Source organism: Mucilaginibacter ginsenosidivorax (genome assembly GCF_007971525.1).
GTDB classification, from domain to species: domain Bacteria; phylum Bacteroidota; class Bacteroidia; order Sphingobacteriales; family Sphingobacteriaceae; genus Mucilaginibacter; species Mucilaginibacter ginsenosidivorax.
The window spans coordinates 6,614,422-6,636,715 of sequence record NZ_CP042437.1 but is presented as its reverse complement, the minus strand read 5'-3'; the positions used below and the strand labels follow the sequence as shown (position 1 = coordinate 6,636,715).

Here is a 22,294-nt window from a genome sequence, read left to right as displayed (position 1 = left end):
CCTGCTACACAGGGATAATTCACTAAAATATTAGTACAATAACTTTCCGGGATTCTCCCGTTTTGTTTTAGAAAATACAGCTTTTGCTTAACTCTTGATTAAACACCATTCACCGGCATGCATGAACTGTAAGGTTTATTTGCTTATTGATTTAAAATCAAATGTCGGGGCTAAAATGCAGACACATGGGTGAACCAGCGACCAATTATAGGGGACAAAGTAGCATTCGCGATGCTTTGCCTGTTATTTTTCACACTACTGTTATGATTATCCTGAATTTTGGTCAGGGCGGTTTTCCCGGCAGATTCCGGCAGCCGGCATGTTTAGTTGAGGAAAACAGCGCTCTGACGATAAACCTATCTGAATTATGAGATGCACAATGAAGTTATTTGCCTCGTCTCCGGGTATTTAGCTGCATTCATTATCGACCTCCTTTATCATTTGCGATCATAATTAAAGCTTGTACAAGCCTAAAATAAGCCAGTTGTAACGCAGATATCAAAAGTTACTTTTTATCATAACAAAAAAATAAAAAAAACATTTGGTTGTATCAAAAAAGCCTCTTACTTTTATTAAAGAATAGAACAGAACAGAATAACCAATTATTCAACAACCAAACCAATTATTATGAAAAAAAAAGTACCACCTAAAAAACTGGGCATGTATGTATTATGCCTTATTTTACTACTTTGTTACCAGCAGGGTTTTACCCAACAAAAAAGAAGTGTAGCTGGCCATGTAACCGACGAACATGGCCAGCCCCTCCCGGGAGTAAGTATTTTGCTTGACGGAACTGCTGAAGGCACAAGCACCGATGTGAATGGATTTTACAAGATCAACGTTCCTGAAGCTAATACAAAGCTCTCGTTCTCTTTTATCGGCTATTTGAAAAAAACAGTAGCGGTTACCAAAAACTGGAATGGAGATGTAGCTATGGCGCCAGACAAAACCTCGGGAAACCTTGGAGAAGTAGTAGTGATTGGCTACGGTACCAGGAAAAAAGCAAACCTCACCGGAGCTGTAAGTACCATTAAAGGGACAGAACTGGAGAAGTCGCCCGTTGCTAACGTATCCAATACGCTTGCGGGCGCCGTACCGGGACTAATTGTTAACACCCGGAGCGGCGAACCAGGCACAGATGATGCCAGTATCCTCATTAGGGGGAAAGGAACCCTGGGCAATACAAGCCCGCTGGTTGTGATCGATGGAGTTCCTGACCGTGGTTTTAACCGTTTAGACCCGGCAGATATCGAATCTTTCACCGTTTTAAAAGACGCTGCAGGGGCTATTTACGGTGCCAGGGCGGCAAACGGTGTTATATTAATTACTACCAAAAGGGGTACAGCGGGGAAAACCACCTTATCATTTACGTCTAATTTTTCTATGACCCAGCCTACCCGGGTCCCCAAAATGTTAAATTCATGGGAGTTTGCGCAATCGGCTAATGAATATGACGACCTGGTTGGCCAGCAACATGAATATACCGCTGATGATATTCAGAAGTATAAAGATGGATCCGACCCGCTTGGCCACCCGAACACCAATTGGTGGAAAGCGGTGATGAGAAACTGGGCAACGCAAACCAATAACATATTAACGTTAAGGGGTGGTTCGGATAAGGTAAAGTATTACATCTCGGGCCAGCACCTGTTCCAGAACAGTATGTACAATAGTGGCACAGATTATTACAAAAATGACAATGGCAGGGCTAATATCGACATCTCGGCTACCGATAACTTCAAAATTGGTGTAGATGTGATGTACCGCAACGAATATAAAAATGGCGAAGCCCCCGGGTATGATGCCAATGCTATATTCAACCAGCTTTGGGCGGCTTATCCGTACCTGGTTCCGGTTTATCCTAACGGTAAGGTGGGTGTCGGCATTGGTGGAGGGCCGCAAAATGCCATGGTATATGTATTAAATGGAGGTTTGGGTTATACCCACAACAATTATGATTATTTACAAACCAAAACCTCCTTTAGCTGGGCATTACCCAAAGTTACCCCTGGGCTACACCTGGATGGTTACTTTGCATATGACGTAAACTCCAATCAATACAAGGGATTTAACGCGTTGCCCCCACCCGCCTATAGCTACAATAAAACAACCGGTAATTATGACGAGGTAACCTCTACTATTCCCCCTAATTTATCGATAACTAATAGCAGAACGGTAAGCAGGCTAATTAACCTTAAATTGGGTTACGAGCACAAATTCAAAAAGCATGGCATCGAAGCATTTGTAGCCTACGAGCAGCAACAGCAAACTTATACGGAACTGGATGCCTACAGAACCGGGTTTCTGAGTAATAATGTTACCGAATTATTTGCAGGCAGCACCGTTGGCGAAACCAACAATTCTGTTACCACGCAATTTGCCCGTCAAAACTTCATCAGCAGGTTGTCTTACAACTATGACGACAGGTACCTGTTAGACTATAATATGCGTTATGATGGCTCTCCTAATTTTCCGGCGGGTAAACGCTTTGGCTTTTTCCCCTCTCTATCTGCGGCGTGGAGAATTTCGCAGGAAAGTTTCTTTCACTCGTCTGTTATTGATGATCTGAAATTAAGGGGATCATGGGGAAAAACAGGTAACGATGCTGTTAATGCCTTCCAATATATCCAAACTTATGGTCTTCAGGCCGGTCAAATTTCGCAATACCTGGGAGCAGGATATTATTTTGGCCCGAATGCTACGCAGGTACCCGGTTTTTCTTTAGGCCCCACCCCCAATAGCAACATTACCTGGGAAGTAGCTACGAGTACCAATCTTGGTTTGGATGCACAGCTATTTCACTCATTTTCGGTGAGTATTGATGCTTTTCACTCGGCCAGGAACAGCATTCTTGTAAAACCAAGCGCAGCGATACCTGGCTACACCGGACTCACTTTGCCCGATGTAAACCTGGGTAAAGTCAACAGTAAAGGCCTTGAGCTTGACCTGGGCTATAGTAAAAAACTGAATGAGGATTTTTCGTTCAACGTTAACGGCAATTTGACCTATGCCGTAAACAAGGTTGTATATGGCGCCGAGCCTGCCAATGTACCGGCCTACCAGAAAGTAACAGGCTACCCTACCGATTCATATCTTTTATACCAGGCAGATGGCATTTTTCAGAACACAGCCGAACTAAATGCTTATCCTCATCCAACAAATACAGGTGTTGGAGATATCAGGTACAAGGATGTAAATGGCGATGGTGTAATAAATGACCTGGACAAGGTACGGAACACTTTGTCAAATACCCCACAGATAATGTATGGGCTTACGTTGGGAGGTAAATACAAGAATTTTGATTTTACAATTTTCTTCCAGGGACAGGCAAAAGCCCAGGCTCTTTTAATGCCCGGCGGTTTAAATATGCCCGAAGAGTTTTTCACTGGCCGCTGGCAAAAGGAAGGCGACAATACCTACCCCCGCACCTTCAACGGCCCCACCGAAAGAACATTCGGCTCAAATACTTACCCATCTACCTTTTGGCTGCGGAACGATGCTTTTCTTCGGTTGAAAAATGTAGAGATTGGTTATAGCTTTTCCAAAGAGTTGTTAAGCAGAATTAAAGTAAAAGGCGCCAGGATATTCATCAGCGGAAACAATTTATTTTCGATTGACAAATTCGGCCCCTCTTTTGACCCCGAAAGTCCGTCTAACATAAGCTCACTGCTAAACCCTAACTCTTCTCAAAATTACGGAAGAACCTATCCGCTTCAACGGATCATCAATCTTGGCGTAAATGTTACATTTTAAATGATTTGTGTGATGAAAAAAATATATACAATCTTTAGTTTAACACTATTGTTTTTTACGGGCATCTCCTGTAAAAAAGTGCTCGACTTACAGCCAACCAGTTCCTTTTCAACCAACACGGTTTGGACAGACCCTGCCCTTATCCAGGTATTTGTTAACCAGATATATAAAGAATCTGTATTTGCATTTAAGGATGGCGGATTTGGATGGGGTTCGCAAACGGATGAATTGTACAGTAATTTTAACTGGTGCAATGAAAACACCTACATCCTGGGCCAGGCTACCCCTGATAACCAGGGTAGCTCCTTCCCATTAAATTACAGTTCGACGCTTAATTACTGGACAACCCTTTATAGTACTATACAAAAAACCAACCAGTTTTTTCAAAATGTGGTACAGGCAGATACAGTAGGCCATGGAGCGCAACTTAACAATATGAAAGGCGAAGTCCATTTTTTAAGGGCATTATGCTACTTTGAGTTGTTAAAGCGTTTCGGCGGGGTACCATTGATCACCAAAGTTTACACGGTTAATGATAATACCTTTAACGAATCAAGGGCTACCTGGGACCAGACAAGGGATTTTATTCTGGCCGATATAGCCGCTGCCGCCGCCATACTGCCCAAAACCTATAGCAGCGCCGATTATGGCAAAGCAACCCTGGGTGCTGCGCTCGCGCTCAAATCGCGCCTGTTGCTGTATGCTGCAAGCCCTACCTACAACACCGGGAATGATGCAAGCCGCTGGCAGGCCGCTTCCGACGCGGCAAAGGCAGTTATCGATCTTGGTCAATATTCGTTGCATGGCAATTCATCAACTTATAACACCATTTTTACCGATTTTTTCAACAGCGAGGTGATCTTCTCGCGGGTGTTTAGCGCTACCGTACAGGAAGACCGGTACAACACGCTTTACCGCGACCTTAGCCCGAATGGCTATAACGGTTATAGTGCTTATAACGTGCTGGAGCAAATGGTTGAGGACTTTGACATGGCCGACGGAACGCCGTTTAGCTGGGCTAATAGCGGAACAAATCCGTACCAGAACAGGGATCCCCGGTTTTATGCAGACATCCTGTATAACGGTGCTCCTTTTCAGGGTCGTGGCGCGCAATTTTATGAAGGCGGCCTCGATTCAAAAGAAAGTTCTTTGTCTCCGTGGAATGCTTCGAAAACAGGGTATACCATGCGAAAAATGGTTGATGAAAGCTATAATTTTAATATTCAGCCGTATAGCGCCTGTCAATGGGTATCTTTCCGTTTGGCCGAAATTTATTTAAATTATGCAGAGGCGCAGGCAGCGCTTGGCAACAGCGGGCAGGCACTACTTTACCTGAATAAGATAAGGGACAGGGCCGGAATGCCGGCAATAACCGCAACCGGGGCCGCTTTAACAGACGCCATTCGCCACGAAAGGCGAATAGAGCTGTGTTTTGAAGGCCACCGTTATTTTGACCTGCGCCGTTGGGGAATAGCCGAAATTGGCTCAAAAGATGGATTGGGTATTACCATTACACCAACCTCGCCGGCCAATACTTCCTTTACTTATAAGGTAGTCACCATGCAAAAAAGAACCTGGGTACCCAGTTTTTATTACTATCCTATTCCCCGCAAGGAGATACAGATTAACCCTAACCTAAAACAAAACCCCAATTACAACTAAAACATACTACGCTTAAAAAAAGGCAGCAAAGCAGCTGCCTTTTTTTGCTTACTTTGCCTAAAACTACGCGTACTCAATGGATAGAATTTTCGAAGAAATAAGGAAGCTGGCCGAAATCCCATCTTACTCAAAGCACGACCGCTTTGTACAGGGGATTATTAATTCTATAGATGAAAAAATAATTGGCCAGGACGAAATGCTGCCATCTGTAAACCGGCTAATTAAAGAGCTTGGTTTTTCAAGGGAAACCATTGTGAAAGGCTATAAAGATTTAATTAGCCGCGGAATTGTAGAAGCGAAGAACCGTTTGGGTTATTTTGTAGGTAACGGCAATACCGGGCAAACTTTAAACGTGGCGTTGCTGATGTATAACCTGGATACATTTGAAGAGCAGTTTTACCGGAATTTCAGGCACGAGCTGGGCGCGAATGTACAGCTAACCCCTTATTTCCACCACGGTAATATCGAAATATTTGAAACTATCCTGCTGCAAATAAAAGGCAAATATGGCATGTACGTAGTTGCTCCTATTCCGCATCCTAAAACAAAAGAATTATTGGAGACCATCCCACGTAATAAATTCCTGATGTTTGACCGCTTTGAACAATTGGACGGCGAGTTTAACCACATTACCCAGGAGTTTGGAGATGCATCCTACGCTGTTTTTTCAAAGCTGGCCCCCCAAATAAAACAGTTTGATGAATTTATATTTTATCATTCGGCAAATTCATTAGATCCGAAGGAGATTGTAGATTCCTTTAAAAAGTTTTTGAAAGAATTTAACATCAAAGGCCGGATAGAAGAAGAATACCTTCCCGGTTCCGTTGAAAAGGGAAAGGTATATTTTACACTGGACAACTTTGCCTTATGGCAAATTATGCGCGATTGTAAAACCCAAAAACTTAAGCCAGGTAAGGACCTCGGCGTGTTATCACATAACGATGAGCCCGCTAAAGAGATCATCGGTATAACCACCTTTTCTGCTGATTTCTCGAACATGGGAAAAATGGCCGGCCATGCTGTTTTATCAAAAGAAAAAATACAGCTTACCGTTCCTATGAACCTGTTTGAGCGGCATACGCTTTAGGCCTGGTTATGAACGCCAGCATGATCATCGGCTTCCTCTTTTTTACCGGGATAGTAGCTTTTGCCTTCTGGTACAAATCTGGCAAAACCAAGGTCAGTACATTAAATGGGCTATTCTTTGCCAACAGGAGCCTGGGATTTTTACTTGTTGGCGGTGGCCTGTTGTTCACCAATATCAATACAGCCTCTATCATTGGCGAAAACGAGCTAACCTATACCAATAACATGACTGTTATGGCCTGGGGCGTAAGTTCGGTATTGGCCATGCTGCTGGTATCAGAATTTATTATGCCGCTGTACATTAAAATGGGTATAGCAACCACACCCGATTTTTTGACCACAAGGTATGGTCGCGGTGTTGGTAAATTGGTTTCGGTTATATTTTTGGTCAGCTACATATTCAACCTGCTACCATCGGTGCTTTACGCAGGGGCCGTGGCCTTTAATGGCTTGTTTCATTTTTCTTATGTTTGGAAAATAGAATACTCCACGGTTATCCTCATCCTGGTTTGGATAATGGGAACAATCGGCTGCCTTTTTTCTATGCTGGGTGGGTTAAGGGCCATTACCACATTAGATATCCTGCTTGGGGTTGGCTTTTTTACCGGCGGAATCCTGCTGCCATTCTTTGGGTTAAAATATATAGGGCATGGCGATATCCGGGTAGGTTTACACCAGTTGCTTACCGTGCATAAGGAGCATTTGAATAGCATCGGCTCATCGTCAGATGCCATCCCTTTTGGCACCTTATTTACCGGCATGTTACTGGTCAATCTTTATTACTGGGGTACCGAGCAATATATCATCCAGCAGGTGCTTTCCTCAAAAGACCTTAAAACTTCGCAAAAAGGTTTGGCCGTAGCCTCTTTAGGAAAACTGATCTCGCCCCTGCTTTTAAACATACCCGGTATTATAGCGGTACACGTTTTTTCAAAAATGAATAATACCGCCGAAGTGTTCCCGCGGCTGGACAGCCTGGTTTCCCCTCCTTTTATAGCTGGTTTTATTGCCGCGGTGATATTTGTTGCCGCCCTTACCACTTTTAATGCGGGCCTTAACAGTTCCAGCACGTTGTTTATGCTAAATATTTATAAGCCCTGGCTACACAAACATTCAAAACAGGTACCCGAAAAAAAACTGTTAAGAACAGCCAAACAATTTGAAATTGTGGTTTGCCTGGCTGCCATGTTTATTGCCCCGCTCATCCTATTTGTAAAAAATGGCTTTTATACTTATGTGCAAATAGTTAACGGCTTTTTTAACGTGCCCATATTTACCATTATGTTTATGGGCTTTGTCACAACAAAAGTTCCGGCAATTGCGGCTAAAGTAGGTTTGATCTTTTTTATTGTATGTTATGCCCTTTCGCAGTTAGTTTTTGATACACATATCCATTTTCTCCATATCCTGGCTATTTTATTTGTGGTTACTTGTGGCATTATGCTGGTTATTGGCAAATTATACCCCATGCCCGTTCCGTATACACTGAAGCTTAATAACGCGGTAGATATAAAGCCCTGGAAAAACCGCCACTATTATACCGTGATATTACTTGTACTCATGATTGCATTATTTGTCCTTTTCTCACCGCTTATTCTTGCAAAATAATTTTGGCACTATAAAAATATTTAATAATTTTATAGAATAGAACAGAATAGTATTTTTCCAAACAGGCGGAGTTTTATTCGATGAAACAGCGATCATACAAGTTCAAATTTAGTTTACCAATTCATTTAACCTTATAATTATAACTTACAACATGGTTTTGCTTAAATACAAAGCAGCTTTAATCTTATTCCTTTTTACGGGCTATAAAATTATCGCCCAGGAAAAGGAGGTCACTTTTAACTCATCTGATAAAGAGCTTGTGCAGTCATTCAACTGGGCTAAGGAAACAGCGCTGCATTATAAAGGTGCTGATACCGACCCTGTAGGCCCATGGTATGAATCGGCCCTGCCGCCCAGATCGGCATTTTGCATGCGCGATGTATCCCACCAATGCATCGGCGCCGAGATATTAGGATTGAGCCGCCAAAATACCAATATGTTTAACCTGTTTGCGGCTAACATATCCCAGTCAAAAGACTGGTGCTCCTATTGGGAAATTAACAAATGGGCAAAGCCGGCACCTGATGATTACCGGAACGATAAAGAATTTTGGTATAACCTGCCCGCCAATTTCGATATTTTAAATGCAAGCTGGCGGATGTACCTCTGGACGGGTGACAGCCATTATATTGATGCCCCGGCCTTTGTCAATTTCCAGCAAAAAACGGTAAAGGAATATATAGATGCCTGGGTGCTTTATCCCGATTCTATGCTCAAAAGGCCCGCTCATCCCAATGCGCCGGCGCCTTATAACGAAAACGATGCTTTCCACAGGTGCCGTGGATTACCTTCTTACTCGGAAGGCGTGCCGAACTTAAAAACAGGTGCCGACCTGGTTGCCGCCCTGTACCGGGGAATGCTCACCTATTCGGAAATTTTGGCAACAAAAGGAAAGCTTAAAGAAGCTGCGCTTTATGCACAAAAAGCACAACAATACAGGAAACACCTGGAGGCCGACTGGTGGAACGAAAAAGATAATCAGTACTACACCTATTACAGTAACAGCAACCAATTTGGTATGCAGGAAGGAGAAACCTTTCTGCTTTGGTTTGATGCCTTGAAAGATACTGTAAGAGCAAATAAAACCGTTAAACGTGTAGCTGCTTCGAGGTGGAACGTTGAAAACATGTCCTACTACCCTTACCTGCTTTATAAATTTGGCGAATGGGAAAAGGCAAGGGAATACATCCTATTCCTGTCAAACCCATCAACAGCAAGGCGGGAATATCCTGAAGTATCTTACGGTGTAATTGAAGGAGTTGTGCAGGGCTTAATGGGTGTTGCTCCCGATGCACGGACCAAAACGCTGGGCACCATTTACAAAACCAACAGTGCAGATAGTGCATTTGTTAATCACTTATCTCTTTTACGCACTACCGTTAATTTAACCCATGTGGGCAGGCAGCAATCAATTATTACTAATACCGGTAAACAATCTTTTAAATGGAAAGCGATGTTCTATGGTACATTTAAGCGGGCTAATATCAATGGAAATACCGTTGCCTTAAAAAAAGGGGCTGATGACCAAAACAGGATGATATCTTTTGTAGAAACAACCGTAACACCCGGTAAAAAAGTAAACATCAAAGTATATTAATCTTATCGCAATTTCCATCGTTCGTCTTTATGAATTTTTTAAAAAAATTGTTTTTTTCAACTTTAGTAATCCTGTCCGCTCATTTAACAATCTATGCACAGCAACAAAATTTACCGGTACAAAATGACAGGTGGGCCATCCAAAAAAATGGCAGTATATCCTGGAAAATAGATAACAGGCTTCCGCATGCAGACCATATCGAAATGTCGGGCGAAAAAGTTTCGCTGTGGGTTGGCTACCGTGTAGATACGCCTGGTTTAGCTAACGTTACCCGTACAGTAGTTTTCCCTACGTTCAGAATGTTACCCGATGATACCCGAAGCCATATAACACACACCTTTCAGGATAATGACCTGCCCCGCATCTTTATCAATAATAAACTGCTGACAATTAATGCCCCCCAGGGAGTAGCGGCCGATGAGATCCCCCTGAAGGTGAAGAGCATTAGCCAGCACGGTATTATGCGCATATCCGCCCAAGCCGGGAACACCAGGCTGGTAGATATAGAGAGGAGCCTGTTCCCCTCGGTAGATAAACCATTAGCCATAGAAAGATTTAAGCTGACAAACGTTAGCGCTAAACCGGTAACCGTTTCGATGGAAAAGTTAAAACGGGAGGTAACAACAGACCCGCTTACCAGCAAATCATCACCTCATACGGTCATCATTAAATCGGTTAATGACGGTAACCACGTATTGCGGCCCGGTCAATCTTTCACCTTTTCGATTTGCTTTCTTGCCACCGATCATCCTGATACTTTAGCTTCGGTAAATCCCGACCTGGAAGAAAAAGCCAGAGAAAAACGGATAGCAGAAATCATGAGTACCCTGCAACTGCAAACGCCCGATAGCATACTAAATACCGAATTTGCCTTTGCCAAAATACGCGCTACCGAAAGTATCTTTAAAACCAAAAACGGCTATATGCACGGACCGGGCGGCCTATCCTACTACGCGGCTATCTGGGCCAATGACCAGGCAGAATACGTTAGCCCTTATTTTGCTTTTTCGGGCGATAGGATAGGAAACCTATCGGCCATGAATTGTTACCGGCTATTTGCCCGTTATATGAATCCGCAGTATAAACCGATACCAAGCTCTATAGTTGCCGAAGGAGATACCACCTGGAATGGTGCAGGCGACCGCGGCGACCAGGCCATGATTGCCTATGGCGCATCAAGATACGCGTTGACCTATGGGAACATTGATTCGGCTAAAAAATTATGGCCCTTAATAACCTGGTGCCTTGAATACAGTCGCAGGCACATTAACCAGCAAGGGGTAGTAACATCTGATGCGGATGAACTGGAAGGGCGGTTTCCGGCAGGCAAAGCAAATTTATCTACCAACTGTTTATATTATGATGCGTTGATCTCCGCTGCTTTCCTCAGTAAACAACTTCATCTATCCGGCAAAATAACTGCCAATTATAACCAGGAAGCCGCCCGGTTAAAAACCAATATCGAGCAGTATTTCGGGGCAACGGTTGATAACTACAAAACATACAGGTACTATGAAACTAACAATACTTTACGCGCCTGGATCTGTATGCCCTTGGCTATGGGAATTTTTGACCGGAGTAAAGGCACTATCGACGCGCTGTTTTCCCCGCAACTATGGACAGCCGATGGTTTAGCTACCGAACAGGGAAAAGATACTTTCTGGGATCGATCTACCTTATACGCCTTACGGGGAGTGCTGCAGGCTGGTGAAACGGAGAAAGCACTTACGTTTTTACACTATTATTCACGCAGAAGACTTTTGGGCGAGCACGTTCCCTACCCTGTTGAAGCCTATCCCGAAGGGAATCAAAGGCACTTATCGGCCGAAAGCGGCTTATACTGCCGGATTTTTATTGAAGGGCTATTTGGAATCAGGCCGACCGGATTAAATAAATTCAACTGTACCCCCAGGTTGCCCAAAAACTGGAAAACGATGGCTTTAAATAATATCCATGCCTTTGGGGCCGGGTTTGATTTAGAGGTTGCTAAACAAAAAAATGGAAAAATAGAAATAGCTATACTTAAGGGTAAGAGCAGACATACTTATGTTATTAGAAACGGAGAAACTGTGCATATCCAAATATAGTTTGTTGATGTGGAGATAATAAGACTTCATTAACCGCCTATTTAGAAAAGTAAAAGATAAAGCCAAGCGACTGAAAGCTTGGCTTTATCAAAAATGAACAATTAAAGCGCGGTAAACTTAAAGCTGTGAATAATTACTTCAACAGGCTGGTTATCAGATGGGGCATATCCGTTAAAAAGCCATAAATTGATATGTACCGGCATACTAAGTGTACTGATAGATGTGCCAGGCGTATTAAAAGTATCCGTCTGAAATTGATTCGCATCCCCATCCTGGAAACCATATAAGCTTTGCAGTTTTACACTGCTGCTGGTTCTCTTGAACCTATGGGTTGTATAAGTGCCATTAGGTGTGGTAAATGAATGAGTGGTCGATCCGGGGCTTCCGGTAACACCGGTTGCGGGCCAAATTGTATAGTTTAAATTGTCCCAGGCAGCATTTCCCCAACGGGCTATTTCGATATCCATTTCGTCGTGACCATCATTACCAGAATAGTTGTACATCCCGAAAACAATATTTTTGTCAAATGAGCCTAATGTTCCTTCAACCTGCCACTGGTAAGTTCCATAACCAAGGCTTGCTGTGGTATAAACCTCCGCGCATTCCCAATGATTATTTGATGCATTTTTCGCAATTTTTAAATGCAGCCAGCCATTGGCATCAACCCAGGCATTTGATCCGTTCCAGTAATTGGGCCCGGGGCTTACCTGCCCACTCGGAGCGCTCACAACCCAGGTATAACCGGCAAAGGACAATGTGCTGTTTACAGCTTTTTGTTTTGTAACAACAGCAGCCTTACTTGACGACTGTACGTTTGAGCTTTCTTTTTTACAAGCTGTAACCATCACAGCAGCAAGGAGTACCAAAAACATTTTTTTCATGGTGTTTGTAAATTAAATTGTTAAAAGAATTATATAGATTGTTTGTATTGCATGTTGTTATATAATTACCTTCTTAACCTGTTTTTAATAATCTTTTATGTTCCTACTCTTTAGCATTGTATTGCCCTCCGTATTATAAACCGATACTACTTTAAGGCCTGGTGAAGAACAGTCAACAGGGAGCTGGCGCCCGTTACGTCATAATCGGCAGCCCATAGGTATGCTCCTTTAAAGCCGTTTGCGTTGATGTAATTAGCCTTTTGAGTTACCAGGGGAACACCGTTAAAGTATACACCTTTGGCAATATCAGCCTTTTCTTTACCGGCGTTTGCAGGATCGGCGGCTATGATAGCTTTGTAGGTCATGTAATCATATGAGCCCCAGCTTTCGTTGTTACCCGCTGCATTAAGCGAGTTGTAACGCAAGCCAAAGGCCGGTATGCCAACCACAAGTTTGCTGGCAGGCAAATGAAAAGTTGTCCATATCTGAGCGCCCGATACCATAAAATCATAGCTTGATGATTGCCCCACAGGAGCATCCGGGCCGATATGAATATTATCTTCAAAAGCGTGAATATTCACCCAATCGGCCTTCGAAAGATCGGGGTATTCCCAATGCTGATAGTTTACCGGTGCAGTAACAGTAACTAAGGAGCCCGCCGGTAAGGCTGCTTTTAATGCCGTTAAAAACGGCCCGATAGCATGAATGTTGTCAGGCGCATTCCCCGAGTTGATATCTGTCATGTAAATATCTACACCATCCAGTTTTTTGCGGGCAACGTAAGCTTTTACCGAATCGATAAGCAACTTCATAGATGTTGGGTTACGGATGGCTGTGCCAAAATCATTGCTTTCATAAATTGCCCATCCATCGATACCTGAAAGGTGACCGCTGATGCCCATGATAACCGGTATGCCTGCAATGTGGGCGCGGGCCACAATTTCATTAACATGCTGGTTTACGTTCCCTTTGGATACATCGAGCGTACCATCCGCGGCAACTTTACCTACCTGGTACTCCAGGTGGGTGATATTACTCCAAACCACATCGGCGGCGGTACCATCTTCTGTAAGGTTGGCCAATACAACTTTTGTATAAGGTTTAAAGGTATAGGTTGATGGATTTACCAACACTTTGGTTTGGCGCGATGTTGAATCGCCGTTGTAAGTAGCTACCAGTTTGATGGTATATTCGCCACCCGCGGTTGGGGTAAACTTAAATGCAGGATCAGCCGACATCTCTTTGCCGTTCACCTGCCAGCTTATTTTAACCTTGCCTGCCGGCGTAAACAACACGCCCGAAAAACTGGCACTTGTCCCCTCGTTAATGATCTGGTTTGATCCAAACACTTTCAGGTTATCAAATATTCTTGGATAATAAGGGTTGGCATCCTCCTGTTTTTTTACTTCATCTTTTTTACACCCGGTAAATGCCATAAGCATTACCAGCATTAATACCGGTATAGGTGTATACTTAATCTTTTTCATGTTTAATATTTTAAAATAGTAATGATCATTTTGTATGTGATTTTATCACCGTATTAATAGTGCCCAGCAACGAGTTTGCCCCCGTGGCATCCTGCCGCAATTGCCATATCATGATGCCCCCGGCCTTTCCAATTGCCAGCTCCGTTTTGGCCTTTATGGTTGTAATGCCGTTGTAATAAATTATGCCTCCGCCACTAACTGTTACCTGGTCAAGGTTCACAGCATCGGGGTAAGCGGCAGCAATCTGGCTGAACGACATATCAGCCGGTGCATTTGTACCAAAGCCATAACCATAAAAGGGAACACCTAAACTGAGTTTTTCTTTGGCGATGCCACGCGTACCGCTCCAATAAGCCATGTCGTCAACCGCCATACTATAAGGCGAGTGCTGGCCAGGATTTGATGGTTTCCACAGTCCGGTTTTATCGTATGACATTACGTTGATAAAATCGAGCTTAGCCAAAGCGTTGTCCGGGTACCTGCTGGCATAAACCGTAGCAACGGCAGCGGTTGTAAGTTTACCTTTGGCTTTTAGCGCGGCAGCAAGGGCGGTAACAAATGATTCGTAGTTATTGTCAATCAGTTCCTGCTCAATATCCACATCTATGCCATCCAGCAAATTATCATCAACAAGCTTTACAAGGCCGGCTATAAATTTAGATTGCATGGCCGGGGTTATTAACTTGCTGAAATATGCCGGTGGAGTGCCGCCGGCAATAGATGCCAGTACCTGAACCTTATTATTATGGGCCAGTATGGCTACCTGTTTCAAATCGGCATTTGCAGTAAAATTCCCATCGGCATCCGGGTTAATGAAAGCCACATTGAGATGGGTTATTTTGCCCATATCAATAGCATTTGCCTCGTTAAGCAGGTTATCTTCGTACCTAAGGTAACCTACCACCCTAAAATTTGCAGCTACTGTTGTGGTAGTATCATATTTCACTTCGGCCTTTACATTGCTTTTTTTACAACCGATGGCATTCAGCAACACAAAAACAACAGCAGTCAGCAGAGCTTTATTTTTTAATATCTTCATTGGTTATCTTCTGTCAGGTTTATTGTTTATCCCACCAAACATGTGCTGTCCAGGTATCTTTGCCACCAAGCGCGGTAATTGCAGCAGCTATGTTTGCCGAGTTTTGCTCGCGCTCGGTTAAAGGGTATTCAAACCTGCGCGGTATAGTTGTTACGTCCGATTCGGCTGTTACACCAGGCACCAAAACAGGGTAGCCAGTGCGCCGCCATGTAGCATATGCTTCGGGTCCGTTCATCAATTGCGCGGCCCATATTTGGGTATCTATTTGCTGTAGCTCTTTACCCGGCGCAAGCTGGTTGTCCTGTTTAAATTTCAGGATCTCGGCGGCACTCAATGTTGGCCCGGTTGGGTATAAACCCAGTTGCAGACAGGCGGCCTCCAAACCGTTCTCAAAATGTTGTTTGGCTGTGCCACCTAATGCCAGGCTCCAGCGCGTATTGGCTTCGGCCAGCAAAAATTCAACTTCGGCATATGTCATGTGTAAATAAGGGGCATCGCTGCGCACCATAAAATCGGCCAGTTGTACCTTTTGCCCTCCGTTTGGAACAGACAATGTACCGCGCCCGGGATAATCAATGTTGATAGGCCCTAAAAAGTCGTCATAATTGTATTTACCAGGGCCAACGCCTATCAGCCCAACTTGTGCTTTTACCTGTGCTGTAACATCAAGCCTGTCGGTTAGTTTATCGGGGTTAACCCAGTATGCGCGTGCAATATAGTTCAGGCGCGGATCATTGGTGGCCTTCATTTCATCAAGCAACGTTGTACAAACCCTTGGGCGGCCGTCATCCTGGTATTGGTTAATGCCTACTGATACACCGTTACCCCTTATCTCTGAATAGCCATTGGTAATATTTATATAATCCAGTTTACAGATATCGTCATTGCTGGTCATTAGCCCGGCGTTGAAAGCATCTGTAGCCTCGGCTTTAGCTGTTGCATTATCAATTTTCACCAGCCGCATAGCTAACCGCAAGCGTAACGAATTGGCGAATTTTTTCCACTTGGTTAAGTCGCCATGATATAACAGCTCGGTGCCAACGTCGTCAGTACTACCCGAACTGAGCTGGGCAACAGCTGCTTTCAGTTCCTTAAAGAAGTCGGCATAAATATCTTTCTGGGTGTCAAATTTGGGCCGTACGGTACCATCTATGTAAGCTTTGCCGGCCTGTGTGTAAGGGATATCACCATACAAATCGGTGAGCCTTGCAAAAACGTAAACCTTCATAATGCGGCAAATAGCATTCAGGTTAGGTTTGGATGTGCTGCGTTGTACGGCATCAACAATATTTAAAACATCATTGGGATAGCCCAGTTCCCAAAGTTCAGACATGTACTGCCTGTCTTCAATATAGGCGCTGCCATAGCGGTTATAATAAGCGCCGCCTATTTGCTGCGCCATGGGCATAGTAAGAATGATACTTGTACGCTCGTTGATAGTTACATCGCCGCCAAATCTCAACTCTACATAATTGAGTTGATTAATAGGATCAAGGTTGGCAGATTTCGTTGGGTCGGTATTTACATCTCCAAATTTTTTGCACGAGAATAGCAATAACGGCATCAGGAGTGCAGCCAACGTATATTTGTTTAAAGTTCTTTTCATGTTGTTCGTTCTTAAATTATACATACCTGTTAAAACCTGAAGTTTACGTTAAATCCCCAGCTTCTTCTTGAAGGTAATGAACCATACTCCAGGCCCTGGCCGTTACCGTTGTTGTAGTTTGAATCGGGATCAACGTTCGGAACATTTTTATGAATAATAAACGGGTTGCGGCTTACTACTGCAACCGTAAGGTCTTTAATGCCCAGTTTTGAAATTGTGGACGAAGGGAACCTGTAGCTTAGCGTTATTTCGCGCATTTTTATGTAGCTGGCATCGTAAATAAACGGCGTAGCAACACCATTGCCATCGCTATAAAATTGCGACCAGTAGTTTGAAGGATCAACCGCTGTAGTATTCTTCGTATAAATGGGATTTCCTTTAGCATCGGTACCGGTTTGCAAAACACCTTGGGGTATGTAGCCCTGTACTTTACCTGCTGCGCGCCATTGCTCAATGGTCATACCGGCGGTTTGGCGTTGCTCTTCAGATTTTATCCATTCGGCCCGGCCCGGTAATGTAGAAACGTGGCTGCCCCGTATAATCGCAAACATATTGGTCATCGAAAACAGATCGGCACCATGTTTAATATCGATAACCGCGCTTAAGCCAAAGTTTTTGTAACGAAAAGTATTGGCTAAGCCGCCCGTCCAGCTCCAGGTGCCTTTGCCAAGCACACTCCGCTCTTCGGCTTGTTTTGGCGCCAGCGTTTGCGGATCGAGCACTATGTTACCCTGCGGATCGCGCTGATAATCAAAGCCCAAAATAGAGCCATATGGCGAACCCGGTTTTGCTACTACTGATACGCCCAGCCAGCGCGCATCAGACAGTGACAGGTATGGAATACCATCGGCAAGGGATAATACGGTATTGGTATTCTTGGCAAAGTTGACATTAATCTCCCAGCCAAAATCTTTGCTGGCTACCGGCGAACCATTCAATGCTACCTCGACACCCTTATTGCCTATGACACCAGCGTTAACCAGTTGCTGTGCAAACCCCGATGATAACGGCGCCGGCACCAGGTTAATCTGATCGCGCGATTTGGAAGTGTAATAAGAAACATCAAGATTTAACCGCTCACCAAAAAACTTTAGCTGTGTACCAATCTCAAAAGATTTGGTACGCGTAGGTTTCAGGTTTTTGTTGGGCAATACAGTGCTGGCTATGCCCCCTACCGAGGTGCCGTTAAAGGTTTGCGGATACAGGTTATAATTTAAGTTTAACAGGTACGGATCTGTATCGTTACCAACCTCGGCACCCGATATTCTTAATTTACCAAAAGAAAGTATTGAAGGGTTTATCTTAAAAAAATCGCTGAAGATAAAGCTTGCCGCAACCGAAGGATAAACGTAGCTGTTGTTATCTTGTGGCAAGGTTGACGATGCATCTTTACGAACGCTGGCATCAACATACAGGTATGATTTATAACCAATGCTTAACAAAGCGTAAGCCCCGTTGTTGCGTTTGCGGTAATGGTTTTCAACAACCGATTTATCTGAAAAGCTGTTGGGGCTTACCACATCGGGTACGTTAAGATTGATAAAAGTTGAGGTTGTACCGGGATTATCTATCCTTGAAAAACTGCCACCCAGCCTTAAGGCCAGGTTAAGCGACGGGCTTACCTGTTTTTGAGCTGTTAACAACGCATCGCCTTCGGTTGTGCCCATTTTTTGAGCAAACTGATCCAGCTCGCCGGCCAATGCGCCGGGTGTGGTACGCGGGCTGAATTTATTGTAGGTAAGATATGTAAAATCGGTAGAGATGCGACCCTGCAGGTTTAGCCAGCTGGTAATGATATAATTACCCTGTAAAGCACCAATAAACCTGTTTTTACGGGTTTCGTTCCGCATTTCGTTAATCACCCAGTAGGGGTCTAAACGATATTGGCCGCCGCCCCAGTCAACATAATTGCCTTCGCTGTCTTTATAGCCATTTTTAAAGTAGGCCTGGTCAACGTTATTGGCCAACCCAACAAAGGCGTTGCCTATGTTACCCGGATCATCGGCCAGCGCAGGGCGGTTAACTACATCCTCATTAAGATACATCACCTTTGCCGATAGCGTAACCTTGCTGCCGAATTTGGAACTGCCGGTGAAATTAAAAGTATTACGACGTAAATTACTACCTGGCACAATATCCCGGCTGCGCATATCGGTTATTGACAATCGGAAGGATGAAATATCGTTTGAATTAGAAAAAGCTACGTTGTTGGTGGTTGTTGCTCCGGTACGAAAAAAGTTATCGATATTGTTTTTCACCAGCGCGTACGGGCGGTATTTGCCATCAAACCCAATCACCTGTAAATTAGGATCGAGCCGGGGGCCGAAGTTGTTAAACAGGGTATTTTTTGCCTGCGATGGATCAACCACCATTTGCTCGGCGGTACCCTGGCCATAAATATACTGGTAATCGTTGTAATGGGTAAGCTGGTTTTCTATCGATGAGGTACTGTTAACCTCAATACCCAGTTCTTTTTTTGAATTACCTTTTTTTGTAGTAATCAATATTACACCGTTACCTGCGCGGCTGCCATACAGCGCCGAAGCCGAAGGGCCTTTTAGTACCGAGATCTTGTCGATATCATCGGGATTAATGGCCGATATGGCATCACCAAAATCAAAACCCCCTGAGTATTTGCCACCGCCTACCTGGCCGTAGTTTGAGTTATCTATCGGCACGCCGTCAACCACGTAAAGCGGTTGGTTGTTACCCGTTATGCTGGTATTACCCCTGATGATAACCCTTGACGAGCCTGCCGGGCCGCCGGCCGTACTGTTGATGATCAGTCCAGGTACCTTACCAGCAAGCGAGTTGATCACATTGGGCTCGCGGGCGTGTTTAAGATCGTTGCCATCCACTTCGGCGGTAGCATAGCCTAATGAGCGCTCTTCCCTTTTAATACCAAGCGCTGTTACCACTACGGTATTCAGCTCGGTAGCTTTTGTTTTAAGGGTGATTTTTACTGTTTTAATTTTGTCGGTAGCGATGATTGAATTAATTTCATAACCCATCATGGCAAAAGTTATAACATCACCATTGGCTACAGTTATTACAAAGCTGCCAGTTTCATTAGTTACAGCCGACCGATTTTTGGTGGTATTTACAACGGTAACGCCCGGCAACGGCTGGTTTTGATCGTCGGTTACCTTACCGGTAAGGCTGAAGTCTTCAACAACCTGCGAGCTTACTTTTGCAGGCTGCTTTTCAGATTGGATCATTACCGTTTCGCCAACAATTTTATACTGGGCATGCAGTTCCTTCGTCACAAGGTCAATTACCTGTTGCAAACTTTGTTTGCTTACTGTAAGGCTGATCTTTTTTTGCAAATCAAGATCTTTAGGATTGTATGAAAAATGCACATTGGCAGCTTTCTCAATCTGGTTAAATACAGTTGGTATTGGTGTATTTTTCCAATTGAAAGAATAGGCCTGTGTGGATGACTGCGCATACCCGGAGAACGATACAATCAATAATATTGAAGGTATCATCCTCTGCAGCATCCAGGAGAGCAATCGTGAACGGAGTAGTGGTTTTTGCATATAGTTTGGGTTTTTAAATATTTAAAATCAATAGGTTTAAAATCAGAATATCAGTTTTATGACGTTGCCGTCCTGCTTGTAGGTAAAATGATTGGTAAAGCCAATGGCATCCAGTACTTCGGCAATGCTTTTTCCGCTAAACTCGCCGGTAAATGATATACTGTCACCCGCTTTATCAACCGGGGCAATTACTATCCCGTACATGGCCTTCATTTTCATGGCTATCTCTACCAGGTTGGCACTTTTAAACACCAGTTTTCGGTTTATCCAGTTTTGAAGGTCATTGGCATTAAAGTTGGTTTGGGTAAATACCTTGTCGCCTTTAAAAAGCGTGGCTTTCTGGCCTGGTATAAGGGTTACATCGGCCACTTCCAAATCGGGCTGTGTACACTCAACCTTAACTTTACCGGTTGATAACATTACACTTGCCACACCAGCTCCAGAATAGCTTTCAACCTTAAATGAGGTACCAAGGGCGGTTGTGGCCGTTTTACCGGTAATTACCACAAAGGGCTTGTGTTTATTTTTTGTAACAGAAAAGAAAGCTTCGCCACTTAATAACAGGTGGCGGTTATGGGCATTATAATCAGTGGCAATTTTTAAAGATGTCGCCCCGTTAAGCAGCGCTGTGCTTCCATCGGGCAGACGAATAAATTTACGTTCGCCGGCTCCGGTTTGCCCTATCAGGGTATAGTTATGGTCATTTGCTGCACTGTAAAGAGCCGCCCCTGTAGCATTGGTATTAAGCTGATACACACCAAACGCACCTGCCATAATTAATAAGGCAGCGGCAACGGCCATCCATCGCATAAAATAATTACGTAAGCCAATAATCCTGCCTTCCGGCTGTTCTGCTTCAACTGTTTCTTCCAATGCGCTTTTAAGGCGCTCAAGCCCTGCGGCTTTTTCTGCAGCGCCAACTTTAATACTCAATAACAGGCATAGCTCGCGGGCATCATCCATTTTTTTGCCGATATCCGGGTTTTGGGCCAATATATTTTCCCATTTGGCAATCGCTTCTGCATTTTCGGCATAGCAGTATGCCACAAAGCTATCGTCGGTTAAAAAGTCTTCTGTTTGGTATGAAGAATAGTCCATCTGTAATATAATTTGAAACGTTTATATACAAGTGCAATAGATTATTCTTTTTTACCAATGCTTTTCAAAATAAATTTTATGTTTCAGTTTTCAGGACAGCGCTATTGCATTATTCAATAAGTATTATGTAGTTTTATAAAAATTTTAAAAAGTTAATCATTTGTAAATCATGCGTTAATTTTCAATATTAGATGGAAGTATCAAAAACAGTACTGATGAGTCCTAAACACAAGGACATTTACAAGAACTGGCAATTGCTTGCAGAAGGTGAAAAGCAAGGACTTTACGAATGCTTTAATATTTTTTATGATGATTTATACCGCTTCGGGCTTTCGCTTTACAAAAATCCCGAGCTTGTAAAGGAGGGTATCCACAATTTATTTTTAGAACTTTGGAAAATCAGGCATAAACTGGCCGAAGTACAGAACATCCAGCAATATACGCTGACTATTTATAAGCGGATATTATATAAAACTTATCAGCAATTATCAGCCGAAACCCAAACCGGCCACCTGATAGATGAGCTATCTATAGAAGATATGCCGGCCGAACCCTCCTATGAGTCGATACTGATAGCCAGCCAGCATGATGAACATATGAAAAAAAGGCTACAAAAGGCGCTGAACGAGCTATCGCCCAGGCAGAAAGAAATTATTCGCCTTCGGTATTTTGACGCTGTTTCTTTTAAAGATATTGCCGACCAAACAGGCCTGAGCGAGCGTACCGTTTACAACACGCTGCACAATGCCATCAAAGTTCTGCGCGATGTGATTTGCTGGGTAATTATTTTTAAGGGAAGCAGGGCGATTCATTAATTGATAAAAAACGACTGAGCTATTGTTTTGTAATTT

The 22,294-nt window shown here is 43.7% G+C and carries 13 protein-coding genes; 7 read left to right on the top strand and 6 right to left on the bottom strand.

Annotation, left to right across the window (positions count from 1 at the left end):
- Positions 1-627: 627 nt before the first annotated feature.
- From FSB76_RS27495 to FSB76_RS27470, 6 genes are all read left to right on the top strand, one after another.
- Complete coding sequence (locus FSB76_RS27495; RefSeq protein ID WP_147059191.1) at positions 628-3,753, top strand: SusC/RagA family TonB-linked outer membrane protein; 3,126 nt, start codon at positions 628-630, stop codon at positions 3,751-3,753.
- A gap of 12 nt (positions 3,754-3,765) precedes the next feature.
- Entirely contained in the window at positions 3,766-5,415 is a 1,650-nt protein-coding gene (locus tag FSB76_RS27490; protein WP_158643001.1) for a RagB/SusD family nutrient uptake outer membrane protein, read from the top strand.
- Between the two features lie 76 nt (positions 5,416-5,491).
- The gene (locus FSB76_RS27485) at positions 5,492-6,502 is read left to right on the top strand and encodes a winged helix-turn-helix domain-containing protein (protein ID WP_147059187.1); all 1,011 of its coding nucleotides are present in this window, start codon (positions 5,492-5,494) and stop codon (positions 6,500-6,502) included.
- 8 nt (positions 6,503-6,510) lie between these two features.
- Positions 6,511-8,109, top strand: coding sequence for a solute:sodium symporter family transporter (locus FSB76_RS27480; RefSeq protein WP_147059185.1), 1,599 nt, complete (start codon positions 6,511-6,513; stop codon positions 8,107-8,109).
- A 151-nt stretch (positions 8,110-8,260) separates the two neighbouring features.
- Complete coding sequence (locus FSB76_RS27475) at positions 8,261-9,706, top strand: hypothetical protein (RefSeq protein ID WP_147059183.1); 1,446 nt, start codon at positions 8,261-8,263, stop codon at positions 9,704-9,706.
- Positions 9,707-9,735: 29 nt separating this feature from the next.
- A complete protein-coding gene (locus FSB76_RS27470) occupies positions 9,736-11,793 on the top strand; it encodes a hypothetical protein (protein WP_147059181.1) in 2,058 nt (685 codons plus the stop codon).
- A 101-nt stretch (positions 11,794-11,894) separates the two neighbouring features.
- On the opposite strand, the gene FSB76_RS27465 is transcribed toward FSB76_RS27470, so the two are convergent.
- The 6 genes from FSB76_RS27465 to FSB76_RS27440 all read right to left on the bottom strand — a co-directional run bounded on the left by FSB76_RS27465 (position 11,895) and on the right by FSB76_RS27440 (position 21,443).
- Positions 11,895-12,674 carry a glycoside hydrolase family 16 protein gene (locus tag FSB76_RS27465; protein WP_147059179.1) on the bottom strand — a complete coding sequence of 260 codons (780 nt, stop codon included), beginning with the start codon at positions 12,672-12,674 and terminating at the stop codon, positions 11,895-11,897.
- A gap of 146 nt (positions 12,675-12,820) precedes the next feature.
- Positions 12,821-14,161, bottom strand: a complete 1,341-nt coding sequence (locus tag FSB76_RS27460) for a glycoside hydrolase family 18 protein (protein ID WP_147059177.1) — start codon at positions 14,159-14,161, stop codon at positions 12,821-12,823.
- 25 nt (positions 14,162-14,186) lie between these two features.
- Positions 14,187-15,200 (bottom strand): glycosyl hydrolase family 18 protein, encoded by a 1,014-nt coding sequence (locus FSB76_RS27455; protein ID WP_147059175.1) that lies wholly within the window; start codon positions 15,198-15,200, stop codon positions 14,187-14,189.
- Between the two features lie 19 nt (positions 15,201-15,219).
- A complete protein-coding gene (locus FSB76_RS27450) occupies positions 15,220-16,806 on the bottom strand; it encodes a SusD/RagB family nutrient-binding outer membrane lipoprotein (RefSeq protein WP_158643000.1) in 1,587 nt (528 codons plus the stop codon).
- A 29-nt stretch (positions 16,807-16,835) separates the two neighbouring features.
- Positions 16,836-20,345, bottom strand: a complete 3,510-nt coding sequence (locus FSB76_RS27445) for a SusC/RagA family TonB-linked outer membrane protein (protein ID WP_147059171.1) — start codon at positions 20,343-20,345, stop codon at positions 16,836-16,838.
- A 42-nt stretch (positions 20,346-20,387) separates the two neighbouring features.
- Positions 20,388-21,443, bottom strand: coding sequence for a FecR family protein (locus tag FSB76_RS27440; protein WP_147059169.1), 1,056 nt, complete (start codon positions 21,441-21,443; stop codon positions 20,388-20,390).
- 215 nt (positions 21,444-21,658) lie between these two features.
- Between FSB76_RS27440 and FSB76_RS27435 the strand changes: the two genes are divergently transcribed.
- A complete protein-coding gene (locus tag FSB76_RS27435; protein WP_158642999.1) occupies positions 21,659-22,258 on the top strand; it encodes an RNA polymerase sigma factor in 600 nt (199 codons plus the stop codon).
- The last annotated feature ends 36 nt before the right edge of the window (positions 22,259-22,294 follow it).

What these genes read in the sequence shown, in the direction of transcription:
- FSB76_RS27460 (WP_147059177.1), bottom strand. Translation starts at nt 14,161, where the DNA reads ATGAAAAAGATTAAGTATACACCTATACCGGTATTAATGCTGGTAATG.
- FSB76_RS27475 (WP_147059183.1), top strand. Translation starts at nt 8,261, where the DNA reads ATGGTTTTGCTTAAATACAAAGCAGCTTTAATCTTATTCCTTTTTACG.
- FSB76_RS27480 (WP_147059185.1), top strand. Translation starts at nt 6,511, where the DNA reads ATGAACGCCAGCATGATCATCGGCTTCCTCTTTTTTACCGGGATAGTA.
- FSB76_RS27435 (WP_158642999.1), top strand. Translation starts at nt 21,659, where the DNA reads ATGAGTCCTAAACACAAGGACATTTACAAGAACTGGCAATTGCTTGCA.
- FSB76_RS27450 (WP_158643000.1), bottom strand. Translation starts at nt 16,806, where the DNA reads ATGAAAAGAACTTTAAACAAATATACGTTGGCTGCACTCCTGATGCCG.
- FSB76_RS27445 (WP_147059171.1), bottom strand. Translation starts at nt 20,345, where the DNA reads ATGCAAAAACCACTACTCCGTTCACGATTGCTCTCCTGGATGCTGCAG.
- FSB76_RS27440 (WP_147059169.1), bottom strand. Translation starts at nt 21,443, where the DNA reads ATGGACTATTCTTCATACCAAACAGAAGACTTTTTAACCGACGATAGC.
- FSB76_RS27485 (WP_147059187.1), top strand. Translation starts at nt 5,492, where the DNA reads ATGGATAGAATTTTCGAAGAAATAAGGAAGCTGGCCGAAATCCCATCT.
- FSB76_RS27490 (WP_158643001.1), top strand. Translation starts at nt 3,766, where the DNA reads ATGAAAAAAATATATACAATCTTTAGTTTAACACTATTGTTTTTTACG.
- FSB76_RS27495 (WP_147059191.1), top strand. Translation starts at nt 628, where the DNA reads ATGAAAAAAAAAGTACCACCTAAAAAACTGGGCATGTATGTATTATGC.
- FSB76_RS27470 (WP_147059181.1), top strand. Translation starts at nt 9,736, where the DNA reads ATGAATTTTTTAAAAAAATTGTTTTTTTCAACTTTAGTAATCCTGTCC.
- FSB76_RS27455 (WP_147059175.1), bottom strand. Translation starts at nt 15,200, where the DNA reads ATGAAGATATTAAAAAATAAAGCTCTGCTGACTGCTGTTGTTTTTGTG.
- FSB76_RS27465 (WP_147059179.1), bottom strand. Translation starts at nt 12,674, where the DNA reads ATGAAAAAAATGTTTTTGGTACTCCTTGCTGCTGTGATGGTTACAGCT.